Source organism: Burkholderia sp. AU45388 (assembly GCF_030481585.1).
GTDB classification, from domain to species: Bacteria; Pseudomonadota; Gammaproteobacteria; order Burkholderiales; family Burkholderiaceae; genus Burkholderia; species Burkholderia sola.
This window is the reverse complement of sequence record NZ_JAUJPV010000003.1, coordinates 131,323-154,225: the sequence shown is the minus strand read 5'-3', so window position 1 is coordinate 154,225 and position 22,903 is coordinate 131,323. Positions and strand designations below refer to the sequence as shown.

General features: G+C 68.6%; 20 protein-coding genes and 1 pseudogene. 12 read left to right on the top strand and 9 right to left on the bottom strand.

Features of this window, described 5'->3' with window-relative positions:
- Positions 1-96: 96 nt before the first annotated feature.
- The 4 genes from QZM72_RS08160 to QZM72_RS08145 form a co-directional block, all read right to left on the bottom strand.
- Positions 97-1,734 (bottom strand): hypothetical protein, encoded by a 1,638-nt coding sequence (locus QZM72_RS08160; RefSeq protein WP_301737783.1) that lies wholly within the window; start codon positions 1,732-1,734, stop codon positions 97-99.
- A 103-nt stretch (positions 1,735-1,837) separates the two neighbouring features.
- Positions 1,838-3,214 (bottom strand): DUF4915 domain-containing protein, encoded by a 1,377-nt coding sequence (locus tag QZM72_RS08155; protein WP_301737782.1) that lies wholly within the window; start codon positions 3,212-3,214, stop codon positions 1,838-1,840.
- A 38-nt stretch (positions 3,215-3,252) separates the two neighbouring features.
- A complete protein-coding gene (gene cysC / locus QZM72_RS08150) occupies positions 3,253-3,858 on the bottom strand; it encodes an adenylyl-sulfate kinase (protein WP_301737781.1) in 606 nt (201 codons plus the stop codon).
- A complete protein-coding gene (locus tag QZM72_RS08145; protein WP_301737780.1) occupies positions 3,855-4,340 on the bottom strand; it encodes a lytic transglycosylase domain-containing protein in 486 nt (161 codons plus the stop codon). Before QZM72_RS08145 ends, cysC begins: the two co-directional genes overlap by 4 nt.
- A gap of 23 nt (positions 4,341-4,363) precedes the next feature.
- Between QZM72_RS08145 and QZM72_RS08140 the strand changes: the two genes are divergently transcribed.
- The 8 genes from QZM72_RS08140 (at position 4,364) to QZM72_RS08105 (ending at position 11,561) form a co-directional block, all read left to right on the top strand.
- Entirely contained in the window at positions 4,364-4,573 is a 210-nt protein-coding gene (locus QZM72_RS08140) for a hypothetical protein (RefSeq protein WP_301737779.1), read from the top strand.
- 59 nt (positions 4,574-4,632) lie between these two features.
- Positions 4,633-5,589 (top strand): hypothetical protein, encoded by a 957-nt coding sequence (locus QZM72_RS08135; RefSeq protein ID WP_301737778.1) that lies wholly within the window; start codon positions 4,633-4,635, stop codon positions 5,587-5,589.
- A gap of 16 nt (positions 5,590-5,605) precedes the next feature.
- Positions 5,606-6,790 carry a cytochrome P450 gene (locus QZM72_RS08130; RefSeq protein WP_301737777.1) on the top strand — a complete coding sequence of 395 codons (1,185 nt, stop codon included), beginning with the start codon at positions 5,606-5,608 and terminating at the stop codon, positions 6,788-6,790.
- Between the two features lie 120 nt (positions 6,791-6,910).
- The gene (locus QZM72_RS08125; RefSeq protein WP_301737775.1) at positions 6,911-8,338 is read left to right on the top strand and encodes a helix-turn-helix transcriptional regulator; all 1,428 of its coding nucleotides are present in this window, start codon (positions 6,911-6,913) and stop codon (positions 8,336-8,338) included.
- Positions 8,339-8,364: 26 nt separating this feature from the next.
- The gene (locus QZM72_RS08120; RefSeq protein WP_179233513.1) at positions 8,365-8,970 is read left to right on the top strand and encodes a GNAT family N-acetyltransferase; all 606 of its coding nucleotides are present in this window, start codon (positions 8,365-8,367) and stop codon (positions 8,968-8,970) included.
- 181 nt (positions 8,971-9,151) lie between these two features.
- A complete protein-coding gene (locus tag QZM72_RS08115; protein WP_089469854.1) occupies positions 9,152-10,363 on the top strand; it encodes a porin in 1,212 nt (403 codons plus the stop codon).
- A 410-nt stretch (positions 10,364-10,773) separates the two neighbouring features.
- Positions 10,774-11,265 carry a peptidoglycan-associated lipoprotein Pal gene (gene pal, locus QZM72_RS08110; protein ID WP_089469855.1) on the top strand — a complete coding sequence of 164 codons (492 nt, stop codon included), beginning with the start codon at positions 10,774-10,776 and terminating at the stop codon, positions 11,263-11,265.
- A gap of 131 nt (positions 11,266-11,396) precedes the next feature.
- A complete protein-coding gene (locus QZM72_RS08105; protein ID WP_301737774.1) occupies positions 11,397-11,561 on the top strand; it encodes a hypothetical protein in 165 nt (54 codons plus the stop codon).
- Positions 11,562-11,651: 90 nt separating this feature from the next.
- On the opposite strand, the gene QZM72_RS08100 is transcribed toward QZM72_RS08105, so the two are convergent.
- From QZM72_RS08100 to QZM72_RS08090, 3 genes are read right to left on the bottom strand one after another with little or no spacing between them, the layout of a single operon-like run.
- Complete coding sequence (locus tag QZM72_RS08100) at positions 11,652-12,911, bottom strand: cytochrome c (protein ID WP_301737772.1); 1,260 nt, start codon at positions 12,909-12,911, stop codon at positions 11,652-11,654.
- Positions 12,908-13,603: a (2Fe-2S)-binding protein gene (locus tag QZM72_RS08095; RefSeq protein ID WP_089469857.1), complete on the bottom strand. Its 696-nt coding sequence runs from the start codon at positions 13,601-13,603 to the stop codon at positions 12,908-12,910. The genes QZM72_RS08100 and QZM72_RS08095 overlap by 4 nt, the downstream gene beginning before the upstream one ends.
- Positions 13,600-16,476 carry a xanthine dehydrogenase family protein molybdopterin-binding subunit gene (locus QZM72_RS08090; RefSeq protein WP_301737771.1) on the bottom strand — a complete coding sequence of 959 codons (2,877 nt, stop codon included), beginning with the start codon at positions 16,474-16,476 and terminating at the stop codon, positions 13,600-13,602. Before QZM72_RS08090 ends, QZM72_RS08095 begins: the two co-directional genes overlap by 4 nt.
- A gap of 429 nt (positions 16,477-16,905) precedes the next feature.
- Here QZM72_RS08090 and QZM72_RS08085 point away from each other — a divergent pair.
- The 3 genes and pseudogenes from QZM72_RS08085 to QZM72_RS08075 all read left to right on the top strand — a co-directional run.
- Positions 16,906-17,313, top strand: a pseudogene (locus QZM72_RS08085) (RNA-guided endonuclease TnpB family protein); the annotation flags it as partial.
- Between the two features lie 35 nt (positions 17,314-17,348).
- Positions 17,349-18,905, top strand: a complete 1,557-nt coding sequence (locus QZM72_RS08080; protein WP_301737769.1) for a sensor domain-containing diguanylate cyclase — start codon at positions 17,349-17,351, stop codon at positions 18,903-18,905.
- 251 nt (positions 18,906-19,156) lie between these two features.
- Entirely contained in the window at positions 19,157-19,432 is a 276-nt protein-coding gene (locus QZM72_RS08075; protein ID WP_301737767.1) for a hypothetical protein, read from the top strand.
- Positions 19,433-19,704: 272 nt separating this feature from the next.
- On the opposite strand, the gene QZM72_RS08070 is transcribed toward QZM72_RS08075, so the two are convergent.
- Together QZM72_RS08070 and QZM72_RS08065 are read right to left on the bottom strand one after the other, a co-directional pair.
- On the bottom strand, positions 19,705-19,836 hold the full coding sequence (locus QZM72_RS08070; RefSeq protein ID WP_089469861.1) for an oxalate:formate antiporter: 132 nt from the start codon (positions 19,834-19,836) through the stop codon (positions 19,705-19,707).
- Between the two features lie 18 nt (positions 19,837-19,854).
- The gene (locus QZM72_RS08065) at positions 19,855-21,258 is read right to left on the bottom strand and encodes an OFA family MFS transporter (protein ID WP_089469862.1); all 1,404 of its coding nucleotides are present in this window, start codon (positions 21,256-21,258) and stop codon (positions 19,855-19,857) included.
- Between the two features lie 595 nt (positions 21,259-21,853).
- Between QZM72_RS08065 and QZM72_RS08060 the strand changes: the two genes are divergently transcribed.
- Positions 21,854-22,885 carry a succinylglutamate desuccinylase/aspartoacylase family protein gene (locus QZM72_RS08060; protein WP_301737766.1) on the top strand — a complete coding sequence of 344 codons (1,032 nt, stop codon included), beginning with the start codon at positions 21,854-21,856 and terminating at the stop codon, positions 22,883-22,885.
- The last annotated feature ends 18 nt before the right edge of the window (positions 22,886-22,903 follow it).

The window sequence follows — 22,903 nt, the reverse complement described above, 5'->3', positions numbered from 1 at the left end:
TGCGTGTCGCATGCGGCTGCGTGGCGGCCCGAATCGGGTCCCGGCGCACCGCGCCGAGACGCGCGGGTCGCGATGCGCCGGGCGGCGACGGCGGCGTCAGGACGTCTCGCCCGTCGACGTTCGCCGCGGCGACTCCGCAGGCGGCAGTGCGCGCGACACGTCGGCGGACGACGACGCAGGCGCGGGCAACGCACCCGATGCGACCGGCGCGCTGTCGGGTTCGCTGCCGCTGTGTTCGTCGACTTCCTCGATGCGCGACGACATGTCGTCCTCGTCATGGAGAAACGCCGGCCTTCTCGATATCAGTGCGTCGCACGTCTGGATCAGCGTGCCGAACGCCTCGGTCGCCAGGAACTCCATGATCATCAGCGCGCCGGGCACCGCCAGCGCCGAGCGCGGCGAGATCCGTCCTTTCGGCAGGTCGGCGTTGTCGGGATCCTGTTCGATCAGGTGCGCGGTCAGCACGAGCGCGGTCGCGATGACAAGACCCGCGTGCGCCGGCACGCCGACCAGCCGGCCGAACTTTTCGGTCCAGAGCGTCTTGATGCCCTGCCCCATCGCGCGCGCGGCGTCGCTGCCCGATTCGAGCAGGCTCTTGTTGTGGTTGACGAGTCTCGCTTCCAGCCGGTCGAGCGGTTGATGCGCGATCAATTCGCCGTGCGTCGGCGCCTCGAGGCCTTTTTCCCGCATCGCATCGCCCGATTGCCGCAACCGGCCGAGCGCCGACTTCACCGCGCCGCCCACGGCGCTCAGCGCGCTTTCGAGCGTCTCCGCGCCAAAGAACGTCGTGGCGTCGGCATACACGTCGTTCAGTACCGTCAGTTGCAGGTCGAGCGAACCGCCCGTCCGTAGCGCATGGAATACGGGCACGAGCGTCACCATCGCGCGCACCAGTTGACGCTCCATCTCGGCCCGCACGCCCGGCGGCAGGGCTTCTTCCGCGTACCAGTCGAAGCGGCGCAGCACGGAGGGCGGCAGTGAGGTCGCTTCCAGCGGCGGGATGTAGTGCGTCTCGAGGCCTTCGCGCGCGCCGGTCGAGTTGGTCGTCGCGAACATGACCGTCGCACCGATCGGCAAACCGGTGGCCGGCGACGGCACGTGCTTGCCCACGTAGGTGCCGGCAAGCGACAGTGCGACGAGGTAACCCGAACGCCCGACGAGCGGCGCCGCCCGCTCCGCGATGGACTGCTTCAGAAAGCCGCGCAGCGCCTTCTCGTCCGTCACGCCATGCCGTTCGTACAGCGGCGCGCGTTCGAGCAGGCTGCGCAGCACGTCGTCGGGCATGCGGTCGGCATGCGGGCCGTACAGCACGTGTGCGGTCGTGGCCGCGATCCTGACATGCGCGGCCGGCACGCCCGGGCCACCGAGCGCGGCCAGCCTGTGTTCGCATGTCGCGTGTCCGACTTCGGCATCGACGTCGCGCGGCACCTGCATGCGCCGTTGGCGCAGGGTCGTGACGGGTTCGTGGTCGGAAGCGCCGGACGGGCGAGTGCGCGCGGCCGGCAACCCCGCCGTGTGATGGGCCATCGACGTCGACTCCGGTCTGGACGTCGTCGCATCCTCCCGAGTCCGTTCGGTTTCCTCGGGCAGTTCACCGGTCGCTTCGCGATGTGCAATCGTGGACGGTTCCATAGCTATCCTGATAGATCGGTTTGCAGTCGGCGCGACGAATGCCGTGCGCGCCGCTGGGAGGCGCTCGCATGCCGGGCCCAGGCGGGCCGGCATGCGCGGCATGGGGTCGTTCCGGATACGAGAATAGGATTTGTCGCGGCCGGCCACCCCGCTTGCGCGAAGCCGTCGCGCGACGCGCGAAGCGCCGCCGCGCCGGCCCACGTGTTCAGCGCTCGGGCCGGCGCGCGATCGTATGCAACCCGTCGCGCAGCGGCGTATCGAGCGTGGCCGGCGCCGTCGCGAGGGCGCGCCGCGCATGCGCGGCGGCGTTGACGGCATCGCCGAGCGCGTCGTAGATCTCCGCCAGCCGGCTCAGCACGTCGAAGCTGTCGTAGCCGCCTTCGAGCGCGCTCATCAGGAACGGCAGCGCCGCGCGCCGGTTCGCGTCGTCGCCGCCCGCCAGCAGCAGCCGCGCATGCAGATAGCTCCATTCGGGCAGCGCGGGCACGTCGTTGGCGAGGGTCGACAGCGCGTCGCGCGCGAAGCCGGGGTCGACGCCCGCGTCGATCATCGAGCGCACCATGTCGCCCACGATGCCGTGGTGCCTGCGCGTGCGGTACAACTCGACGATCAGCTCGCCGAATTCCGCGTTGACCGCGCGCAGGCGGCTCGCCATCGCATCCGCGCGCGCGCCGCGCACGGGCTCGCCGTCCCACGCGACGATGTCGTACAGCTCGGCGCCGAACGGGCTCAGGTCGATCCAGCGCGGCGCTCGCCGCCCGCCTTCGATCACGTGCAACCCGCAGCCGGTGCCCGCTTCCCGCGGCGCCGGCGCGGCGGCGGACGGCCACGCCGCGCCCCGGCTCTTGCTGCGCGTGCGCGCCATGCTGGTGCCGACGAACAATCGCCCGGCATGCGCCAGCGCGCCGCGCACATAACCGTCGAGCGGCCGGTCGGCGCCGCGCGGCGCGCCCGCGACATGCACGAGGCTGCCGTCGCGCGACGACACGCACAGCAAGGTCCCGCGATCGATGAACAGCGAGTGCGGATGGCGCAGCCCGCGCCTGACGACGCGGCCCGCATCGGTGAGATCGAGGATCTGCCCATCGCAGGCGTCGCGCCACGACGCGCCGGGCTTGCAGCCGAACATCGACAGATACACATGTCCGCCGAATGCCTGCAGCGAATTCATGTGCAGCGTATCCGCGCCGGGCTCGATTTCGAAGAACACGCGCAGATGCAGCGCACCGTCGCGCGGCCAGTCGATCGCGAACACCTGGTTGGTGCCGCTGCTCACGACGAGCAGCTCGCCATGCCACGCCAGCAGCGAGTGCGCATCCAGCACCGGCGCGAGGCGCGCCACGCGCCGGATGCGCGCGCACGCATCGATTTCGGCCAGCAGCGTGCCGACCGTGCCGGGCACGCGGATCTGCAGCGCCGCGTAGCAGCTCGCGTCGACGCGGCACAGCCCGGTCGCGCCGACGACCTGCGCGGCGACGTCGCCCAGATCGATCCATTCGAACGTGTCGGCATCGACGTCGAAGCGCGCGAGCACGTGCCCGGACGGCTTGGCGTAGCAGAAGCTCAATAGCAGTTGGGTCATGAAGGCATCGGGTCGTGGAGGAACAGGCGGATGCGCCGCTACCGCGCGGGTCGCGGTGCACGGACGATCATCGGGGCCAGGCGGCGCAGCAGGTCGTCGGTGCACTGCGCCGGCGTGCGGCCGCCGGTGTCGACGACCATCGCCGGCGAAGTCGGGCGCTCGTACGGCGCACCGACGCCGGTCAGGCCGTCGAGCCCGCCTGCCCGCGCGAGCCGGTACAGCCCTTTCGGATCGCGGGCTTCGCAAATCGCGAGCGGCGTGCTGACGAACACCTCGACGAAACGCGATGCGCCGACGATGGCGCGAGCCAGCGCGCGTTCGCGTCGATACGGCGTGATGAGCGCCGCGATGACGACGAGCCCCTGATCGTTGAGCAGCCGCGCGAACTCGGCCGCGCGTCGCACGTTTTCCGTGCGATCCGACGGGGTGAAACCGAGATCGCGGCTCGCGCCGCCGCGCAGCACATCGCCGTCGAGCGTCGCGGCGACCACGCCACGCGCCGACAGCGCGGTGCGCAGGTGCATGGACAGCGTCGATTTGCCCGCGCCGCTCAGGCCGGTCAGCCATACGGTGACGGCGCGCTGGCCGGGCACGGCGGCGACGCCGTGCCGCACGTCGAGCCTGCCGCTCGCGCGCGCGTTCATTGCGCGGCACCGTCGATCGTCATCGCCCCCCACTTCACGAGCGTCGCCTTCACGAGCCGTGCGTATTCGTCCCGCAGGCGCGGGCTGCGCGAATGATAGGCGCCGACCGCGTCCCAGGTATTGCCGTAGGCGGCAATCTGCTTGCGCAGGTGCCACGCGGCCACGTAGACGTTCACGCATTCGTCGAGCAGATCCTTGGCGCGAATCCCGAAGGCGGCCAGCTCGCGCAGGTGAATCGAATTGATCTGCAGCTCGCCGATGTCGGTCGTGCCGTTCTTGTTACGGTGGATGGCCTGCGGATTGCCGCGCGACTCGACGTTCGCGATGGCCCGCAGGATCATCGGGTTGACACCGTGATACTCGGCGGCCGATTCGAAACAATCGGCGTGCGCGGCCGTGCCGGCGCAGGCAAGCGACACGCACAGCGCGGCGCGCGGTACCCAGTGGCGCGGCCGTGGCGGCGCCGAATGACGTTGGTTCATGGTCGACCTCGAGACGATCGGGAATGGCGGTCAGCGACCGCGTCGAAGCGAAACTTAGCGACGTATCGCGGGGCACGTCGAGCGTCGAGCGGCGGCTGCGGGTGCCGCGCTTCGGATTGGCACCGTTCGCTTCGGCACGCATCGGCGCGGGCGAACGCGGCCCACGCATCCGCTTCGCGCTCGCGCGTAGCGCTTCGCGCCCCACGCCGCGCGGCCGAGGCGGCCCGGTATAAAACCTTCATCCCCGCGCCGACGCCGTTCGGCCGGCGACCTGGACCGTCTGGAGAACGCCATGCCGAGAACCGAGGAACGCGACCCGAGCCTTCATCCCGCCGAGTTCGGCCACGATGCGCTCGCGCATGACACCGAAAGCGCCGACGGGCACATCACGTCGTCGCGGCTGGACCGTGCGCGATTCCAGGCGCTGGAGCCCCAGCCGCCCCTTCGGTCGCGAATTGCGCAATGGAACGACGAGGTCCGCCAAGCGACGCGCGCGGACCGCTCGCCTTCGACGTGGGTATCGCGTCCCGAACCGTCCCGATCGGCGGACATGACGCCGCCGCTGCCCGGTTCGCCTGCTCCGCTGGCATCGGCACCGCCGGGACGCCGGCCGATCGGTGCGACGTCGTCGCATCCCCGGCCGGCGCCGTTCGATCATCATCGGCCGACGGCAAACGACGACGACGCGCACGATGCGCGGTGGCGGCCCGACGATGGCGATTTCCGCGTGGGCGAATCACGGATGCCCACGCCGTCGCGTCCTGTGAGCCCGATGTCGTCCCGGCACGAGCACGCGGTGCCGCCCGAGCGCCGCGCCTCGGCATCCGATGACGGCCGCGTCCCGCTGCTGTCGGACGACGACGGTTTCCGTACGGAACCGCGGCATACACCATTCCCGTCGCGGCCGGTCACCCCGTCGACGACGTTCGACGCGAGCGATCGCGATAGCCGTGCCGGTACGTTCGCGTTCACCGATCGCGCCACGTACGATGCGTCGAACAACTGGCAGGATCCGTCGTTTCAGAACGATTTCACGCCGGGCATGCAGCGCCCCGGGCAGCCGCGCCGCCCCGGCATGAACGGGCCCGACGACCGCTGGACCTCGCGGCTGCGGCCGTGGGAAAACGTGATCGAAGGCGGAGCCAGCGTGATGGCGATGATGGCGCGGACCATCATCAACGTCGTGCAGTCGATCGCGCAGATCTTCGAGAAATGGGGCGACGCGCTCGTTTCGCTGACGCGCCGTTGACCGGACCGACCTCATCATGACGCCCATCTTCGACGAAACCTGCGCGCACAAGACGCTCTTCGAGCTGCTGACGGACGCCGCCGACGATCGCGACGCGTTCTACGACGCGATGCCGGCGCTGCCCGCCGCCTATCGCGACGTCAGCGGCACCTGGATGGTCGGCCGTTACCGGCTCGCGTGCGCCGTGCTCGACCACCCGGCGCTGACGACCCGTTCGCCGCTGGTCGAATGCGACGTCGTGCGCGACGAGGCCGGCCTTCTCGACACGATGCTGTTTGCCGACGATTCGATGCACGAACGCATGCGCAAGACGTTCGCACCGCTGTTCGCGAAGCCGCGCCTGGCGGCGTTGCGCACGCACCTCGCCAGCGACCTCGACGCACTGCTCGAGCAGGTTCCCGACCCGCGGCGGTTCGACCTCGTCGAGCACCTCGCGCAGCGCCTGCCGGCGCTCGCGGCGTGCCGGCTACTGGGCATCGACCCCGTGCACGCGCCACGCCTGCAGGCCCAGTCCATGGGGCCGATCCGGCTGATCAGCGCGATGCCGATCGGGCCGGCGGACCACGCGCTGGCCGTCGCCCAGACACGGCGTTTCGTCGACGAGCTGGACGTGCATCTCGATACCGTGTGCGCCGTGCTGCAGGCCGGCGGCACGCGCCCGGCGCTCGCGCGCCGTCAGTTGCTCGCCAACGTGCTGCTGACGTTCATCGCGGGCTACGGCACGACCATGCTGTCGCTGGGCAATACGTTCGCGCAGGCGCTAACGCGCCGCGCTCTATGGCAAGCGCTCGTGCAGGCGCCGCGGCACGTGCCGCTCGCGCTCCGCGAACTGATGCGGATCGAACCGGCCGTGCACGTGATGATTCGCTTCGCGCGCGCCGACGTCGAGCTCGACGGGCTCCGGATGGCGAAAGGCGATGTCGTCGCCGTGGTCGCCGCCGCCGCGAACCGCGATCCCGACGCGTTCGCCGCGCCGGGCGACATCCGTCTCGATCGTGCGCACGGCGGCCTCGTATTCGGCGCCGGTTCGCACGGCTGCCTGGGCGCCGCGCTCGCGCGCATGCAGCTGGCCGTCGTATTCGAAACGCTGCTCGCCCGCATGCCCGGCCTCATGCTCGAACCCGGCGCGCATCCGCGTCTGCAGGAAGGGGCGTTCCGCGGCTACCGCTCGCTGCGGGTGTACGACGCGGCCCGCGCCTGAGCGGCGCGGACGCATGGGCCGTCGAAAGTAACAGAACGTCACAAATGCCGGCCGCGGCGAAGCGACGGTGCCACGATGCGTTCACCGACACGTTCGTGTCATCCATCACGGGAGCGCCTCATGTCCTCATCGATCTACTTCGCCGTGGCTTCGACCCTCGCGTCGGTCGCCGCCGAATCGCCGCTGTTCGCCATGATGCTGAACGGCCAGTTCCGCGACGCGTCGGTGGCCGCGGCGGCGCGCGCCGAGCCGGCCGTGCCGGGCGCGCCGGCCGACTACACGAGCCTGCAGACGTACGCCGACGTGCTGCTGGTGCTCGGGCAGTACGAAGAAGCCGAAGACGCATACCGGCATGCGCAGAAGGCCGTGCGCGGCGAGCACCGGACGGCCCGCGCCGCGCTGTCGCGCAACGCCGGCTGGCAGGCCCTGTTCCAGAATCATCTCGGGACGGCGCTCAAATGCTTCCAGCGCGTGAGCGACGACGAAGACGCCAGCGCCGGCCAGCGGCTCGAAAGCCTCGTCGGCTCGGTGCTGGTGCTGTTCCGGCTCGGCCGCCTGGACGGCGTGCATGCGCTGCTGACCGCGTTGCACGGACAGGCGGGCCGCGCGCAGGATGCGCGCTGGACGCGCGTCGCCTACATGCTGAACCGCGACATCGTCGATCAGTACAAGCTGCGGTCGAGTGCGCAGTTGGCCGATCACATCTACTGGCATTCGGCGGCGCTCGAAACGCGCTCGAAGGCCTTCGACGAGACGTTGCCCGCGCAACCGGACGACACGCCGCCGATCGGCGTCCTGTCGCGCCACGCGGATTATCTGAATCATCTGCGCTCGCTCGCGGGCGGCGCCGAATCGGCACTCGCCCGCATCGAAACGCACTTGCGCTGGAGCCAGGGCGCGGGACTCGCGGAATACCACCGCGAATTGCGGCTCGAAGTCACGCTGGCCGCGCTCGCGGGGCGCCTCACGCACGTGGCCGAAACCACGCTCCACGTGTTCGGCGAACGCGCGTTCCAGGGCAACCAGCACGCGCACTGGTACAACGAGCTGCTCTATTGCCAGTCGAAACTCCGTCAGCAACAGGGCCGCCTGCAGGACTACGCGCAGATGTATGCGCGCTATGCGCTGCAGTCGCTGCGCCACGTGCGCGCCGACAGCGCCGCCGTGCCGGCGGTGGCCGCCGAACGCGCGCAGCCCGCCGCCGACGACATCGCCGCGCGGCTGCCCGGCAAATACCGGCGCGCCTATCGTTACCTCGTCGAGCATCTCGAGCGGCCGGATCTGTCGGTGCGCGAAGTGGCCAGCCATATCGGCGTCACGGAACGTGCGTTGCAGGCCGCATTCAAGGCCAATCTCGGCTACACGCCGAGCCAGTTGATCCGCACGCGGCGCATGGAACATATCCGCCACGACCTGCTGGAGGACGACGCGCACACGTCGAGCGTGCTGCGCATCGCGAACCGCTGGGGCGTCCAGCATCGCTCGACGCTGCTGAACGGCTATCGCCAGTTGTTCAACGAAGCGCCGTCGGAAACGCTCGCGCGCTGACGCCCATGTGCGCGCCCTGCTCGCCCATGCCGGAACCCGCCACGTCCGGCTTCACGGTTCCGCGCGTCATCGAGGCCGGCACCGTGCGGCTGCGCCCGTTTCGCGCGGACGATGCGCCGGCCCTGTTCGCGGTCCTGCTCGGCGATCCCGGCGTGACGGCGTGGCTGCCGATGCGCACCCATGCGAACGTCGCCGAAACGCAGGCGTTCATCGCCGGCTGCGATGCGGCATGGCGCGCCGGATGCCGCTACACGTGGGCGCTCGAGGACGCCGCCAGCGGCACGCTGCTCGCCGCGATCGAATTGCGGCCCGAGCCGCCGCGCGCGGAGATCGGTGTCGTGATCAGCCGGCTCGACGGTCACCGGCGTCGGCGGGCGTGTCTCGCCGCGCTGCTCAAGCTCTTGCGCTGGCTGCTGACGCGGCCTGCCCTGTGCCGCATTCACGCGTATTGCGCGCCGGAGGGCGCGGCGGCAGGCACACTCACGCGGCTCGGCTTCCGGTTCGAAGGCCGGCTCACGAACTGGGAGCCGCGCCCCAACCAGGGGCTGGCCGCCGCCGATGCGCTGCTTTTCGCGATCACGCGCGAGCCGGGCGCGGCCGCGCCGTCGATGCACCGGCTGGTCGACGCCTGAGCGCGGCGCGGCAATCGCGCCGCTGCCCGGCCGCCTCCCCGCCAGTCGACCCACCGCGATTCCGAGCGATTCCGCAGAGGACCTTTCCTGTGCGGCGCCTTAATCGACCGCCGCACGATCTCCAATAATGGCCGCTCGATCCACCGAGCCGCCAGGCCGGTCCAACAACAACAAAACGCCTATGCATTCCTGCCAAACGAACCAGCATGCCGGCGCACGCGTCGCGGGGACCCTCATTGCCGCCTGCCTGAGCGGCTTCGTGCCGGATGTCGCGCTTGCCCAGAGCAGCGTGACGCTGTACGGCCTGATCGACACGTCGATCACCTATTCCACCCACCAGCGCACGCGCGGCGCCGGCTCGCCCGGCAGCGGCGGCATCGCGATGACGAGCGGCGCATTGAATGCGTCGCGCTGGGGGCTGAGCGGCCGCGAGGATCTCGGCGGCGGCATGGCCGCGGTCTTCACGCTCGAAAACGGCTTCTCGGGCACCACCGGCAAGCTGTCTCAGAAAGGCGTCGATCTGTTCGGCCGCCAGGCATGGCTCGGCGTGAGCTCGCGGACGGCGGGCGCGCTGACCTTCGGCCGCCAGTACGACCTGATCCTCGATTTCGTGACGCCGCTCGGCGCGTCCGGCCCCGGCTGGGGCGGCAACCTCGCGGTTCACCCGTACGACAACGACGATTCGAACCGCAACCTGCGCATCAACAATGCGGTGAAATACACGAGCCCGACGGTTCGCGGGCTCAGGTTCGGCGCGATGGTCGGTTTCTCGAACGCGGCAGGCCAGTTCTCCAACAACGCGGTGTGGAGCACGGGCGTGTCGTATGCGAACGGGCCGCTGAAGCTCGGCGCCGGCTACCTGAAGATCAGCCGCGACCGCAACGCGCCGAACCCGGACGGCGCGCTGAGCACGGTCGACGGCTCGGCGACGATCACGGGCGGCAACCAGCAGATCTGGGCGGTGGCCGGCCGTTATGCGTTCGGGCCGCATTCGGTCGGCGCCGCATGGTCGCATTCGACCACCGACGGCGTGACGGGCGTGCTCCAGGGCGGCAACATCGCGCCGCTGAAGGGCGAATCGCTGGTGTTCGACAACTTCTCGATCGACGGACGCTACCTCGTCACGCGCGCGCTGAGCGTCGCCGCCGCATACACGTACACCATGGGCCGCTTCGACACCCGCACGGGCCACGCGCGCCCGAAATGGAACCAGGTCGTCGCGCAGGCCGACTATGCGCTGTCGAAGCGCACGGATGCGTATCTCGAAGGCACGTACCAGCGCGTGAGCGGCGGCAACGGCAATCCGGCATTCAACGCGACGGTCTGGACCATGACGCCTTCCGCGAACAGCAACCAGGCCGTCGTCGCGCTGGGGCTGCGGCACAAGTTCTGACGATGCGGCGTGGGCGGCGCCGTCGCGCGGGCGACCGAGTGCATGCGGCACACGCTTCCCCTGTCGCACGATCGCCATGACCGGCACGGACGAGGCCGCGCCCGTGCGCAGCGTCGTCATCACAATGGCGTCGCATACCCCCACCCGCGGCAGCAAGAATGCCTCCCGCCTGTCGCGTCTGCGCAAAAAATCCGGAGATACTGGGCACGTTGTGACATTTTTCCTAATCTGTTTGCAGCGACGCCGCGATCCGGCGTTCCGGCCGCAACATTCTTTCATCTGGCGCACCACCGGCTTACGAACCTGCATCACGGCAACGACGCCGGGCCTTTCGCGCCATGACGGCCGGACGGCCGCGTGCGAACGGCACGCGCCCCGCTTTCAACGCAGTCAACCGCTGGAGAAGAACGATGAGCAAAATGAACCGAATTGCGGTCCTGGCAACTTTCGTCCTGCTGGCCGGTTGCCATCACGCGGCGAAAACGCCCGAAAACGCCGCCGCGGCGCCGGCCCCGTCGAGCGAAACCGTCGCGACGGTAACGGCCGACGATCTGAACAATCCGAACAGCCCGCTCGCCAAGCGCAGCATCTACTTCGATTTCGACCAGTACTCGGTGAAGCCCGAATTCCAGTCGCTGCTGCAGGCGCACGCCGACTACCTGCGCAGCCATCCCGCGCGACACGTGCTGATCCAGGGCAACACCGACGAGCGCGGCACCTCCGAATACAACCTCGCGCTCGGCCAGCGTCGCTCGCAGGCCGTGGCGAGCGCGCTCGAAACGCTCGGCGTGCCGGCCACGCAACTCGAGGCCGTCAGCCTCGGCAAGGAAAAGCCGGTCGCGCTCGGCCACGACGAGGAAGCATGGGCGCAGAATCGCCGCGCCGATCTCGTCTATCGTTGATCCCGGCGCCGCCGCGGCGATACGCAAAAAGCATGGAATAAGCGGCCCGGCCGAACCGTCTTGTCATCGCGCAGACGCGCGGTTCACGCGAACCGCCTTTCCTGTGGCCTGCGCGCGGCAAGGAGAACACAATGAAATCGGCAACGTTGGCTGTGGCGTTGATCGCGGCGCTGATGCTGGTGCTGTCGGCGGGCTGTACGTCGTCGGGCAGCGGTACGTCGCAAGGACCGGGCATGAGCCGGTACGGCGGCGCGGGAGGCAGTGGAAGCGGAGGCGGAGGGGGCGGCGGCTACTGACACGCCGCCGCAACGAAAATGAGTGACGAAATCGCGCGCGAGCACCGAAAGCCGGCCGCTCGCGCGCGACGCTCTACCCCACGGCACGGCTCAACGCATCGCCTTCACGTCGGCCGGCGTGACGCTCGCGGGCTGGCCGCCCCACGTCGCGCGCAGGTAGTTCGCGAGCTGCGCGAGTTCATCGTCGCTCAGCGTTTTCGCGAAACCCGGCATCGGCTGCAGGTTTTCGAAGCCCGCGAACTTCTGCTCGTCGATGCCGTCGAGCATCGCGACCAGCAGGTTGCGCGAGTCGGCCTGACGCAGCGTCGAATTGCCGTTCATCGGCACCGCCACGTGCGGCTTGCCTTCGCCGTTGAAGCCGTGACAGCCCGCGCACACCGCGAGATACACCGAGCGACCAGCCGCCAGTTGCGCCGCATCGGCCGACACCGGCTTCACCGGTTGCGGCGCGGGCGGCGTATCGCCGAGCAGGTAGGTCGACAGGCCGCGCAGGTCGTCCTTCGTCAGGTACTGCGTGCTCAGGTGCACGACCGGATACATCTCGCCGAACGCCGAGCCTTGCGGCGCGATGCCGACGCCGAAGAACGTCTGCAGGTCGCTCCCCGTCCAGCCGCGCGCGGCGAGGCCGGCCGGCGTGATGTCGGGCGCGGCCACGCGGCCGAGCGCGGCGCCCGCGAACGGCTTCGCCCCGTCGAGCTGGCCCGTGAACGCGCGCGGCGTGTGGCATTCCGCGCAGTGGCCGAGCGCGCCCGCGAGATAGCGGCCGCGCCGCCAGTCGGCGGATTGGCCGGCCGACGCGTCCGGCAGGCTGTCCTTCAGGAACAGCATGTCCCAGAAGACCATGCCGAAGCGCAGGTCGTACGGAAACTTCAGATCGTGCGCGCGGTTTTCCTGCGCGACGGGCTTGACCGTCATCAGGTACGCGTACATCGCATCGGCGTCGGCGCGCGTGAGCTGCCGGTACGACGTGTACGGCATCGACGGATACAGGCGCTTGCCCGGCGCCTTGCCGTCGTGCAGCGCGGCGTAGAAATCGTCCGCGCTCCAGTTGCCGATCCCGTGCTCCTTGTCGGGCGTGATGTTCGAGCCGTAGAACGTGCCGAACGGCGATTCGAGCGCCGCGCCGCCGGCGAACGGCGCGCCGTCCTTCGCGGTGTGGCACGCCGCGCAGTCGGCGGCCTTGACGAGATAGCGGCCGCGCGCGATCTGGTCGGCGCCGGGCGCGCCGGACGCCGCCCTCGACGCCGGCGCGTCGTGGCCGCCGCAGGCGGCGAGCAGCAACGCGCAGGCCGCCGCGAGCGCGGGCAGGCCCGCCGCCCGCGCGGCACGATGAGCGAGTGTGCGTGTCATGGGGCTTCCTTCACGAGTCCCTGCGTCGTCAGCACCACGTCCTTCACGGCTTCGTAGTAGCGGACATAGCCCGTGCAGCGGCACAGGTGCGCGTCGAGCGCGTCGGTGATCGTGCGTTCCACGTCGGACTTCGCGATCGGCTCGCGCTTCAGGCGTTCGATCAGCACGGTCGCCGCGTTGACGAAACCCGGCGTGCAGTAGCCGCACTGGAAGCTGAAGTGCTCGAGGAATTTCTGCTGGATCGGCGACAGCTCGACCACTTCGCCGGCTTCGTTGCGCTTCGCGTGCCCTTCGATCGTGCGGATCGAACGGCCGTGGAAGAAGTACGCGCCGGTGATGCAGGTGCGCATTTCCTCGCTCGTGCCGTCCGGCTTGTCGACGATCACGACGCACGCGTGGCAGATGCCCTGTCCGCAGCCGAGCCGCGAACCGGTGAGGCCCAGGTACTCGTGCAGGAACTCGATCATCATCAGCCCTTCGGGCACCTGCATCGGGCCGACCGACTTGCCGTTGATGTCGACCGACAGCGGCTTCTGCTGGAACCGGACGAGCGGACGCTCGACGGCGGCCGAAGCCGCAGCGGGTGCAGCGGGTACGGATGCCGGAGCGGCCGAAGCCGCATTCGGCACGGAAGCGCCGGTCGCGGCCGCGCCGGCGCTCGCGGCCGAAGCCGCGGTTTGGGCGGTCGTCATGCGAGCACCTCCTGAATCTTTTGCGGGGTCACCGGCAGGTCGGTGAAACGATGGCCGATCGCGTGCGCGATGCCGTTCACGATCGCGCCGACGACGGGAATCATCACCACTTCGGCGACGCCCTTCGGCGGATCGGTCTCGGACAGCGGCGGCAGCACGTCGCCCGTTTGCGTCCAGACGGCGACGTCGGACGCGCGCGGCAGCTGGTAACGGTTGAAGTTCCACGTGCCGTTGCCGGGGCCGTCCTCGTAGAGCGGCAGGTATTCGTGCAGCGCATGGCCGATGCCCATCGCGAGACCGCCCTGCAACTGGCCCGACACGAGCTGCGGCGAAATCTGGTTGCCGCACTCCATGATCGAGTGATGCGTGAGCAGTTCGACCTTGCCGGTCGCTTCGTGCACGGCCAGCTCGACGAGCGTGCCCACCGCCGTGTAGTAGGTGACGGCCGCGTTGTTGCGGCTCGTCGGCGGGATGAACACCCGCTTGCGGTCGAGCACGCGATAGCCGTTCGCGGTCGGCGGCAGCGTGCCGCGCAGCGCGGTCGCGCCGGCCGGTGCGGCGGTGCCCGGCACCGGGCCGTAGTCGCCGGTCTTCGGCGCGCCGACGCGCAGCGACAGCCCGTCGATCGGCAGACGCTCGACCGCACCGCCCACTTCGAATTCGGCGTCGGTCCACTGCCAGCGGTTGAACACGTGCACGACGGCGCCGGTCGGCAGGCCGAGCGCATGCGCCTGCTTCGCGAGCTGCTCGAACGTCAGCGGCTCGAGGCCGTCGGCGGTCAGCTTGCCGTCGACCCAGCGCGCATCCTCGATGCGGATCGCATACGGCGCGGCTTGGCCGCCGCCCAGGCCGCGCGTCCAGATCGACATCGCGGCCGGCCACAGCCCGTAGCGGAACACCGCACGTGCGGCTTCGCGCGTGCTGTGCGTGAAGTAGTACGCGGAGTTCGTCGCGCTCGACGGCGACGCATAGCCGGGCGACCAGCGCGGGTTCGCGCTCAGGCGGTCCTGATCGGCCTGCGACATCAGGTACGGGTCGCCGCTCGTCTCGACCGGCAGGTCCGGCCATTCGGTGACGGCCACGCGCACGTCGGTCGCCGGACGGCCGAGCCATTTCGCGACCGCGACGGCCTGCGACGTCGACATCCCCGTGCCGATCTCGGCCGCCGTATGCTGCAGCGACACCTTGCCGTGCGCGTCGAATTCGACCTTCGCGAACGACGCTTCCGCACCCGTGCCGAAGTCCTTCTGCACGCACGCGAAGCCGACCCCGTAGCGCTTGCCCGGATGCGCGGCCTCGAATTCGGCCTTGCGCGCGGCACGACGCGTCCACAGCGGATGCTGCTTCGCGCGCTCGAGCACTTCGTCGACGCGCAGCGCGCCGGCGGGAATCGCGCCCTGCGTGTTCTTCATCCCCGAACGCAGCGCGTTGCGCAGCCGGAAGTCGATCGGATCGAGGTTCAGTTGCGCGGCGATCTCGTCGACCGCCATCTCGGTCGCAGCCATGCTCTGCAGCGTGCCGTAGCCGCGCGCGGAACCGGCGTCGATCGCGCGCGACGCGATCGCGACGGCCGCGAGGTCGCTCTTCGGGAAGTAGTAGATCGATTGCGCGGCGGTTGCGCCGACCATCGCCACCGACGGCGAGAAGTTCGAGCGACCGCCGCCGTTCGCCTCGAAGTCGCCCTTGAACGACTGCAGCAGGCCCGTGTTGCGGTCGACCGCGATCCGGTAATGCATCTTGAACGCGTGACGCTTCAGCGACGTCTGGAACTGCTCGTAGCGGTCGTTCGCGAACCGTACCGGGCGGCCGCCCGCGTACAGCGCGCAGACGAGGCCGTAGAACGGCACGTTGAAGTGATCCTTCGAGCCGTAGCCGACCGTGTAGCACGGATGCACGAACAGCTTCTTCACCGGAAAGCGGCATTTCGCGACCATCGCGGCCGCGTTCTCCGACACTTCGAGCGGCGACTGGGTCGGCACGACGAGATGCAGCGATTGCGTCGCGGCGTCGTACCAGCAGTTCGCGTTGTCGGGCTCGAGCGCGGCCGTATCCACCGACTGCGTGTTGTATTCGCGGTCGAACACGAGCCAGTCGGCCGACGGATGATCGAGTTCGGCGGCGATCTGCCCGGCGAGGAACATGCCCTGCTCGTCGAGCTTGCCGTGCTCCTGGCCGTCCGGCCAGACCGGCAGGTGCTTGCGCATCATGCTCGGGAAGATCGGCGCGTCCTTCAGGCTCGAATAGACGTCGTCGTCATAGGCCGTCTTGCCGCCCACGCGCACGTAGCGGAAGGTGCCCCACGGATCGCGCTCGAGCGGGCCCGTGACCGCGCCGTAGCGGATCACGTCGTCGCGGAACTTCAATGCGTTCTTCGCGAAGCGGAAGCGCGCGAAGTCGTGATAGATCAGGATCGCGACCGCATGGCCGAGATACGCGGGCGTCTTGCCGGCCGGCAACAGCATGTCGTCGCCGTAGAACGCCGGGAACGCGACGCCGTCGCGCGCGAGATCGTCGGCCGTGACCACGCGGTCCGGCTTCAGCTCGTCGCCGAGCAGCGACAGGTCGAAGCCTTCGTACGTCCGGTCGGCCTGCGTGACGCGCAGGATCAGCGCGTGCGATTGCTGCTGCGGCCAGTGCGGCATGTCGGCCGCGCGCACGTCGCGGGCGAACACTTTCGAGCCCGTGACCTTCGCGATGCCGTCGATGCGGAATTGGGGGATGCCGGTGACGCTATCCCATTTGACGGGTGTGAGGAGTTTTTCTTCGAAGAGCGCCGCGAACGCGCGGCTGCCGATGGGCGCGACATACACCGCGACACCCGCCAGCACGCTGGCTTTCAGAAAACCCCGCCGTGACAGGCCGTGGTTTTTCATTGGGGGAACCTCCTGAGGCGGCTCGGACGGCGATCGGGTGTCGCGGCGTTCGGAGCGGCGCGCATTCTGGCATTGTTTTAGATATATCGCCTATAGTATTTCCCGCATGAAATACTTATTGGAATTCTTATAACGGGGTTCAGCCGGGCTGCGGCGGGTGGTCGCAGGGCGATTCGCTGGCGGTTTGCATGCGGCCGGATGCCGTCGTACATCGTTCCGTTCGCAACGACCCGGCCTTTGCGCCGCCGAATCCGCAAGCCGCTCGCAGCCGGGACTGACGACCGCGCACGACGCAATGCGCGGTGCCGCCGGGCGGCCCGCGCCGCCGCCGTTTTTTCATCAGTTGCTCCAAGAAACGCCGTCCTTCAGAACGGGGAGGAAAGGAGCGCCGCTGTTTGACAGCGGCATTCCACCGTTAAAATGGCCGGCATGATCCTTGTCTACCGCTACCGGGTGAAATCGCTCAACGGACTGCTCAACAAGCAGAGCCGTGCGGTGAACTACGTCTGGAACTTCTGCAATGACACGCAGAAGCATGCGCTCAAGTGGAGCAAGAAGTGGCCGACGGGTTTCGACCTGAACGTGCTGACGACCGGTAGCAGCAAGGAACTCGACATCCACTCCGGCACGATTAACGCGACGTGCGAGCAATATGCGAACTCGCGCGGTCAGCACCGTCGGCCCTACCTGCGCTATCGCGGCAGGAAATCGCTGGGCTGGGTGCCGCTGAAGGGGCGTGATTTGAAGCGCGAAGGTGACGCGTTCCGTTTTGCCGGCAACACCTTCCGCGTGTTCAACAGCCGACCGCTTCCCGAAGGCAAGATCAAGGATGGGTCGCCAGCCATCGAGACATCGTGTCGAGGTCGACAATCATGGCAGTCAGCGCGTCTCTCCTGAACTCCGTTCTCGCCACTCCACCCTCCGGCAACCACCGCGTGACGGCCGCGCTGCGTCCGTCGATGCTCGTGACGCTGTTCGAGGACGTGCGCCCGATGGCGCTGTCCGGACTCGCGAGCGGCTTCGTCGCGGCCGTCGCGCTGATCCGGCTGCAGCAGCTGTGGTGCCTCGCATGGCTCGTCGCCGACGTCGGCCTGCTCATTGCGCGCCTGTCGATCGCACGGGCCTACACGGTGCGGCGCAACGCCGGCGACGATCGCGCCGAATACTGGGCGATGCGCTATGCGCCGGTGTCGCTCGTTGCCTGCTTCGTGCTCGGCCTCGGCGTGATGGGCTGCGTGCAGGCCACCGACGTCGAACTCGGCACGCTGTCCGTGATGGTCGCGGGCGGCGTGTTCGGCGGGATCGCGTCGCGCAACTCGGCGCTGCCGCGGCTCGCGATGACGCAGGTCGCGCTCGGCGTGCTGCCGATCGGCGTCGGTGCGCTGCTGGCCCATCGGCCGGGCGCGTGGCTGCTGTTGCCGCCGCTCGCGATCTACCTGGCGGCGATGCGTACGGTCGTGCAGCGTCACTACCGCGTGCTCGTCGCGCTGATCGCCGCCCGCCAGCGCAACGCCGAACTCGTCGCGCGCTTCGACGCGGCCCTCACCTACATGCCGCACGGCCTGTGCATGATCGACGGCGACAGCCGCGTGATCGTCGCGAACCGGCGCACCGCGCAACTGTTCGGCTCGCCGCGCGAGATCATGCTCGATACGCCGCTGCCGGCCGTCATCGCCGTGCTCGGCGCGAATACCGCGACCGATCCCGACGGCGCCGGTCTTGCCGCGCAGTGCGATGTCTGGCTGAGCCGCACCGAGCCCGGGCCGTTCGACATCGCGCTCGCCGACGGCCGCCAGCTCGAACTGACGCGCCACCGCGTGCCGGACGGCAACGCGGTGATCATCGTCGAGGACGTCACCGCGCGCCGCCAGACCGAACAGCATATCCGGCACCTCGCGCGGCACGATGCGCTGACGGGGTTGCCGAACCGCCACGAACTGCATGCGGCGCTCAAGCGGATGCTCGCGCGCCGGCCGCGACTGCCGAGCCCCGCGCTCGCCGTCATGTATCTCGACCTCGACGGCTTCAAGTCGATCAACGATCGCTTCGGCCACCAGGCCGGCGACGAACTGCTCACGCAAGTCGCCGAGCGGCTCGGCAAGACGCTGCCGCCGGGCGAGCTCGCCGCACGCATCGGCGGCGACGAATTCGTCATCGCGATCGACGACACGACGATGCAGGCGTGCTCGATCCTCGCCGCGCGGATCATCCGGCAGATTTCGGCGCCGTACGTACTGTCGATCGGCGAGACCGTCTGTATCGGCATCAGCATCGGCATCGCGCTCGACGACGGGCACAGCTCGCCCGACGAGCTGATCCGGCAGGCCGACAGCGCGCTGTACGACGCGAAGTCGGCCGGCAAGGGCATCTACTGCTTCTATTCGAGCGGCAGCGGCAGCCGCCGCATGGCGCCGGCCGCCGCGACCTGAGCCGCCGCGCGCGCCGCGCATCCGCCCTTTCCGGGCCTGCCGCCGCTTCCCGACGATTCAATTCCGAAACGCTTTGCGGCTTCGCACGTGGCGCCGCGCGTTCGCATGTCACGTGACGTGTTCCGTAACATCGCCGTCCGGCACCCGGGACGATGACGGCAGAAGCCCGCACGATCGAAGCAGAGAGCGGCATTTACCGGCTGGCATTCTTATTGCTTCTTGACGGGAAAGAACGTTTCAGGGAGCCCAACATGAATACCGTCGACGTCCTCGCGCAAACCGACATCATCGACGAACAGGCGGTGATCGACGGCGCATCGCTGATCCGCCGGCTCGTGTCCGACCGCCGGATGCCGGCCGCGTACGAAACCGCCTGCGTCGACAATCCGCCGCTCACGCTGTACGGCGCATTTCGCCAGGGCGTCGCCGACCACGCCGCGCGGCGCGCGAATCCGTATCGCGCCGGCAGCCGTTTCTGGGCGCTGTGGGAAGAAGGACGTCTCGAAGCTGAAACATCCGGCCGGTGAGCCGGCTGGACGCGCCGATCCCGACGCGACAAGGGCTCGGCGCGAACTCGGATGCGCGAATGCTGCCGGCCTGAGCGCCGGCGTGCGTCACCGCTGCAACATCCGCGTCGTCTGACGGGGCCTCTCGCCGGTCGAGAAGAACGCGGGCAATCGCGATCGGCGTTGGATGCAACGACATCGATCATCAGCCGATCCCGACAGGGTCACCCCAGCGCGCACCGCACGTGGATGCCCGACGCCGCCCCCCATCCGGCTGCCGCGCGCCCTTCCCTTCAGCCGAACAACTTCATCGCCGTCGTCAACGTATTCACCACGCCCCAAGCCAGCGGCACCAGCACGTACAGCCAGAACACGGCCAGCATCGCCTTGTTGGTCGGACGAACGGCAGTCACGGTTTGATTCATTTCGAGCGTCTCCAGAATTTATTTGCCGGCTTCGAGCTGCGCATCGGTCATGTGATGGCGCTCGTTCACGTGCTTGACGAACAGGTTGCAGACGAAACCGATCACGAGCAGCGCCGCCATGATGTGAACCGTCATCGTGTATGCGTCGGCCTTCACGACGCCGTGCGCAACTTCATACGCGCGGATGTAGTTCACCAGCACCGGCCCCGCGATACCCGCCGCGGCCCACGCGGTCAGCAGGCGTCCATGAATCCCGCCGACGTACGCGGTCCCGAACATGTCCGCGAGATACGCCGGCACCGTCGAGAACCCGCCGCCATACATCGACAGAATCAGGCAGAACGTCAGCACGAACAACGCGATCTGCCCCGACGACGCAAACAGCGGCGCGCAGAAATACAGCACCGCGCCGAGCGCGAAGAAAATGAAATACGTGTTCTTGCGGCCCACCCAGTCCGACGCCGACGCCCAAACGAAGCGCCCGCCCATGTTGAACAACGACAGCAGCCCGACGAAGCCGGCCGCGGCAGCCGCGCTCACCGCCCCCTTGAAACTTTCCTGAATCATCACCGACGCCTGCCCGATGATGCCGATCCCGGCGGTCACGTTGAGGAACAGCACGAGCCAGATCAGATAGAACTGCGGCGTCTTCAGCGCTTCGTCGATGTGCACGTGATTCGACGTGATCATCTTGTTCTTCGTCACCGCGGGCGGCGTCCAGCCGGCCGGCTTCCAACCGGCGGGCGGCACGCGGATCGCGAGCGCGCCGATCGACATCGAGATGAAGTACGCGATGCCGAGCACGATGAACGTCTCCGCGACGCCGACGCTCGTCGCGCTCTTGAAGTGATTCATCAGCGCGACGGACAGCGGGGCGGCGATCATCGCGCCGCCGCCGAAGCCCATGATCGCCATCCCGGTCGCCATCCCGCGGCGATCGGGAAACCAGCGGATCAGCGTCGAGACCGGCGACACATAGCCGAGCCCCAGTCCGATGCCGCCGACCACGCCGTAGCCGATGTACAGCAGCATGATCTGGTGCGTCTTCACGCCGAGCGCGGAAATCAGGAAGCCGCCGCCGAAGCAGCATGCCGCCGTGAACATGGTGCGACGCGGGCCGACCCGTTCGAGCCACTTGCCGGCGAAGGCCGCCGACAAGCCGAGGAAGAAGATCGCGAGCGAGAAGATCCAGCCAAGCGTCGTCAGCGACCAGTCGCCGGGCGCGGAGTCGGTGACGCCGATCACTTTCGTGAGCGGGCCGTTGAATACGGAGAACGCGTAGGCCTGCCCGATGCACAGATGCACGGCCAGCGCCGCGGGTGGCACCATCCAGCGCGAAAAACCCGGTTGCGCGATGGTGGCTTCCTTCGAAAAGAAAGGCGCGGCGCCCGCAGGGGCGCCTGGCTCGATAACGCTGCTCATCAGTGGTGTCTCCGTTGGGGATCGTGTGCGATCCGTTTTGTATGTCGGCGTCTCGACCGGACGCTGTCGCCGCTCGCTGGCGGGGGCGCCGCCTTATATGAAACATGCGTTCATATTGAACGTCGCGCCAGGTCAATTCGCCGGCCGTTTTTGGCATCGGCCTTGATGAACTTAGTGCATCAAAACTGCATGTTCAATATGCAATTTTTTATCCTATTCGCGATGACCCGGCGGGCGACGCGGATCGGGATATGCTTGAATACCTGCCGGCCGCCGCCCGACCGGCCGCGGCGGCGGCATCGGCAAGCGGCCTCACGGGATATCGCTTGTCGCGTGACCGCGACCGATGTGGTCCTCTAAATCACGCGACGGATGGGCGCGACGGGCCATCGGATGCGGCTCCCGTGTCGTGCATCGCGGCCATCGGCACACTCTCCGCCGCGCGTGCGTGCACGCATGAATGGGGATCAGCCCGGTATGGGAACCGTATTTCGATCGACACGTGCCGGCGTTCGACACTGAACGCGCCCGGCGCGGCGCGCAGCGCTCGTTTCCTCTATAAGATGGCAGATTCCGTTCATCGAACGACGCTGCCATGACTTCCTCCTCCCCCCGAAATCCCATTCACTGCGAAATCGATCTCGACGCGCAAGGCAAGCATGCGGGCTACCTGCGGCTGCCGCACTCGGTGCACCGCTCCGCGTACGGCTGGCTGCCGATCCCGATCGTGTCGATCCGCAACGGCGACGGGCCGGTCGCGCTCGTGATGGCCGGCAACCACGGCGACGAGTACGAAGGCCAGATCATCGTGTCGCAATTGATGCGCGAGATCGAGGCCGACATGGTCAACGGGCAGTTGATCCTGCTGCCGATGGCGAATTTCCCGGCGGCGGACGCAGGCCTGCGCGTGTCGCCGCTCGACGGTGGCAACCTGAACCGCAGTTTTCCCGGCGAGCCGACCGGCACGCCGACGCAGATGATCGCCCACTACATCGAGCACGCGCTGCTGTCGCGCGCGCAGTATCTGGTCGACCTGCATTCGGGCGGCAGCTCGCTGCTGTACCAGGGCGGCAACATGCTCGCGATCGATCCGCTCGACGCCGACGAAGCGGAGAAGCTCCACGGGCTGCTGGTCGCGTTCGGGTTGCAGAACGCGCTGCTGCACGCGCCGAATCCCGTGCATTCGGCGTCGGCCGCGCGCCGGCAAGGCGCGATCTCGATCGTGACCGAACTCGGCGGCGCCGGCATGGCCGATCCGTCGCTGATCCGGCTCGGCCGCCAGGGGCTGCTGCACTACCTCGGCTATATCGGGCTGTTGCACGGCGTGCTCGTGCCGGACGCGCCGCCGACCGTCACGCGCTTCATGCGCGTCGACGGCGATCGCCATTTCGTCTATGCGTACGAGCGCGGGCTGTATGAGCCGCTCGTCGAACTCGGCGATCAGGTGAAGGCCGGGCAGCCTGCCGCGTGGGTGCATTTCCCGGATACGCCGTTGCGCGAACCGGTGCTGCACCGGTTCAACGGCGATGGCGAGGTGGTGTGCAAGCGCGTGCCGGCACAGGTCCAGCGCGGGGATTGCCTGTTTCAGCTGGCGGAGTTGTCGACGCCGCCGCGCGTCATCGAGTGAGGCAGCCGACTGACGCGT

Coding starts and splice junctions, on each gene's coding strand:
- QZM72_RS08160 (WP_301737783.1), bottom strand. CDS start 1,734: ATGCCGCGCATGCCGGCCCGCCTGGGCCCGGCATGCGAGCGCCTCCCA.
- QZM72_RS08155 (WP_301737782.1), bottom strand. CDS start 3,214: ATGACCCAACTGCTATTGAGCTTCTGCTACGCCAAGCCGTCCGGGCAC.
- cysC (WP_301737781.1), bottom strand. CDS start 3,858: ATGAACGCGCGCGCGAGCGGCAGGCTCGACGTGCGGCACGGCGTCGCC.
- QZM72_RS08145 (WP_301737780.1), bottom strand. CDS start 4,340: ATGAACCAACGTCATTCGGCGCCGCCACGGCCGCGCCACTGGGTACCG.
- QZM72_RS08140 (WP_301737779.1), top strand. CDS start 4,364: ATGGCGGTCAGCGACCGCGTCGAAGCGAAACTTAGCGACGTATCGCGG.
- QZM72_RS08135 (WP_301737778.1), top strand. CDS start 4,633: ATGCCGAGAACCGAGGAACGCGACCCGAGCCTTCATCCCGCCGAGTTC.
- QZM72_RS08130 (WP_301737777.1), top strand. CDS start 5,606: ATGACGCCCATCTTCGACGAAACCTGCGCGCACAAGACGCTCTTCGAG.
- QZM72_RS08125 (WP_301737775.1), top strand. CDS start 6,911: ATGTCCTCATCGATCTACTTCGCCGTGGCTTCGACCCTCGCGTCGGTC.
- QZM72_RS08120 (WP_179233513.1), top strand. CDS start 8,365: ATGCCGGAACCCGCCACGTCCGGCTTCACGGTTCCGCGCGTCATCGAG.
- QZM72_RS08115 (WP_089469854.1), top strand. CDS start 9,152: ATGCATTCCTGCCAAACGAACCAGCATGCCGGCGCACGCGTCGCGGGG.
- pal (WP_089469855.1), top strand. CDS start 10,774: ATGAGCAAAATGAACCGAATTGCGGTCCTGGCAACTTTCGTCCTGCTG.
- QZM72_RS08105 (WP_301737774.1), top strand. CDS start 11,397: ATGAAATCGGCAACGTTGGCTGTGGCGTTGATCGCGGCGCTGATGCTG.
- QZM72_RS08100 (WP_301737772.1), bottom strand. CDS start 12,911: ATGACACGCACACTCGCTCATCGTGCCGCGCGGGCGGCGGGCCTGCCC.
- QZM72_RS08095 (WP_089469857.1), bottom strand. CDS start 13,603: ATGACGACCGCCCAAACCGCGGCTTCGGCCGCGAGCGCCGGCGCGGCC.
- QZM72_RS08090 (WP_301737771.1), bottom strand. CDS start 16,476: ATGAAAAACCACGGCCTGTCACGGCGGGGTTTTCTGAAAGCCAGCGTG.
- QZM72_RS08080 (WP_301737769.1), top strand. CDS start 17,349: ATGGCAGTCAGCGCGTCTCTCCTGAACTCCGTTCTCGCCACTCCACCC.
- QZM72_RS08075 (WP_301737767.1), top strand. CDS start 19,157: ATGAATACCGTCGACGTCCTCGCGCAAACCGACATCATCGACGAACAG.
- QZM72_RS08070 (WP_089469861.1), bottom strand. CDS start 19,836: ATGAATCAAACCGTGACTGCCGTTCGTCCGACCAACAAGGCGATGCTG.
- QZM72_RS08065 (WP_089469862.1), bottom strand. CDS start 21,258: ATGAGCAGCGTTATCGAGCCAGGCGCCCCTGCGGGCGCCGCGCCTTTC.
- QZM72_RS08060 (WP_301737766.1), top strand. CDS start 21,854: ATGACTTCCTCCTCCCCCCGAAATCCCATTCACTGCGAAATCGATCTC.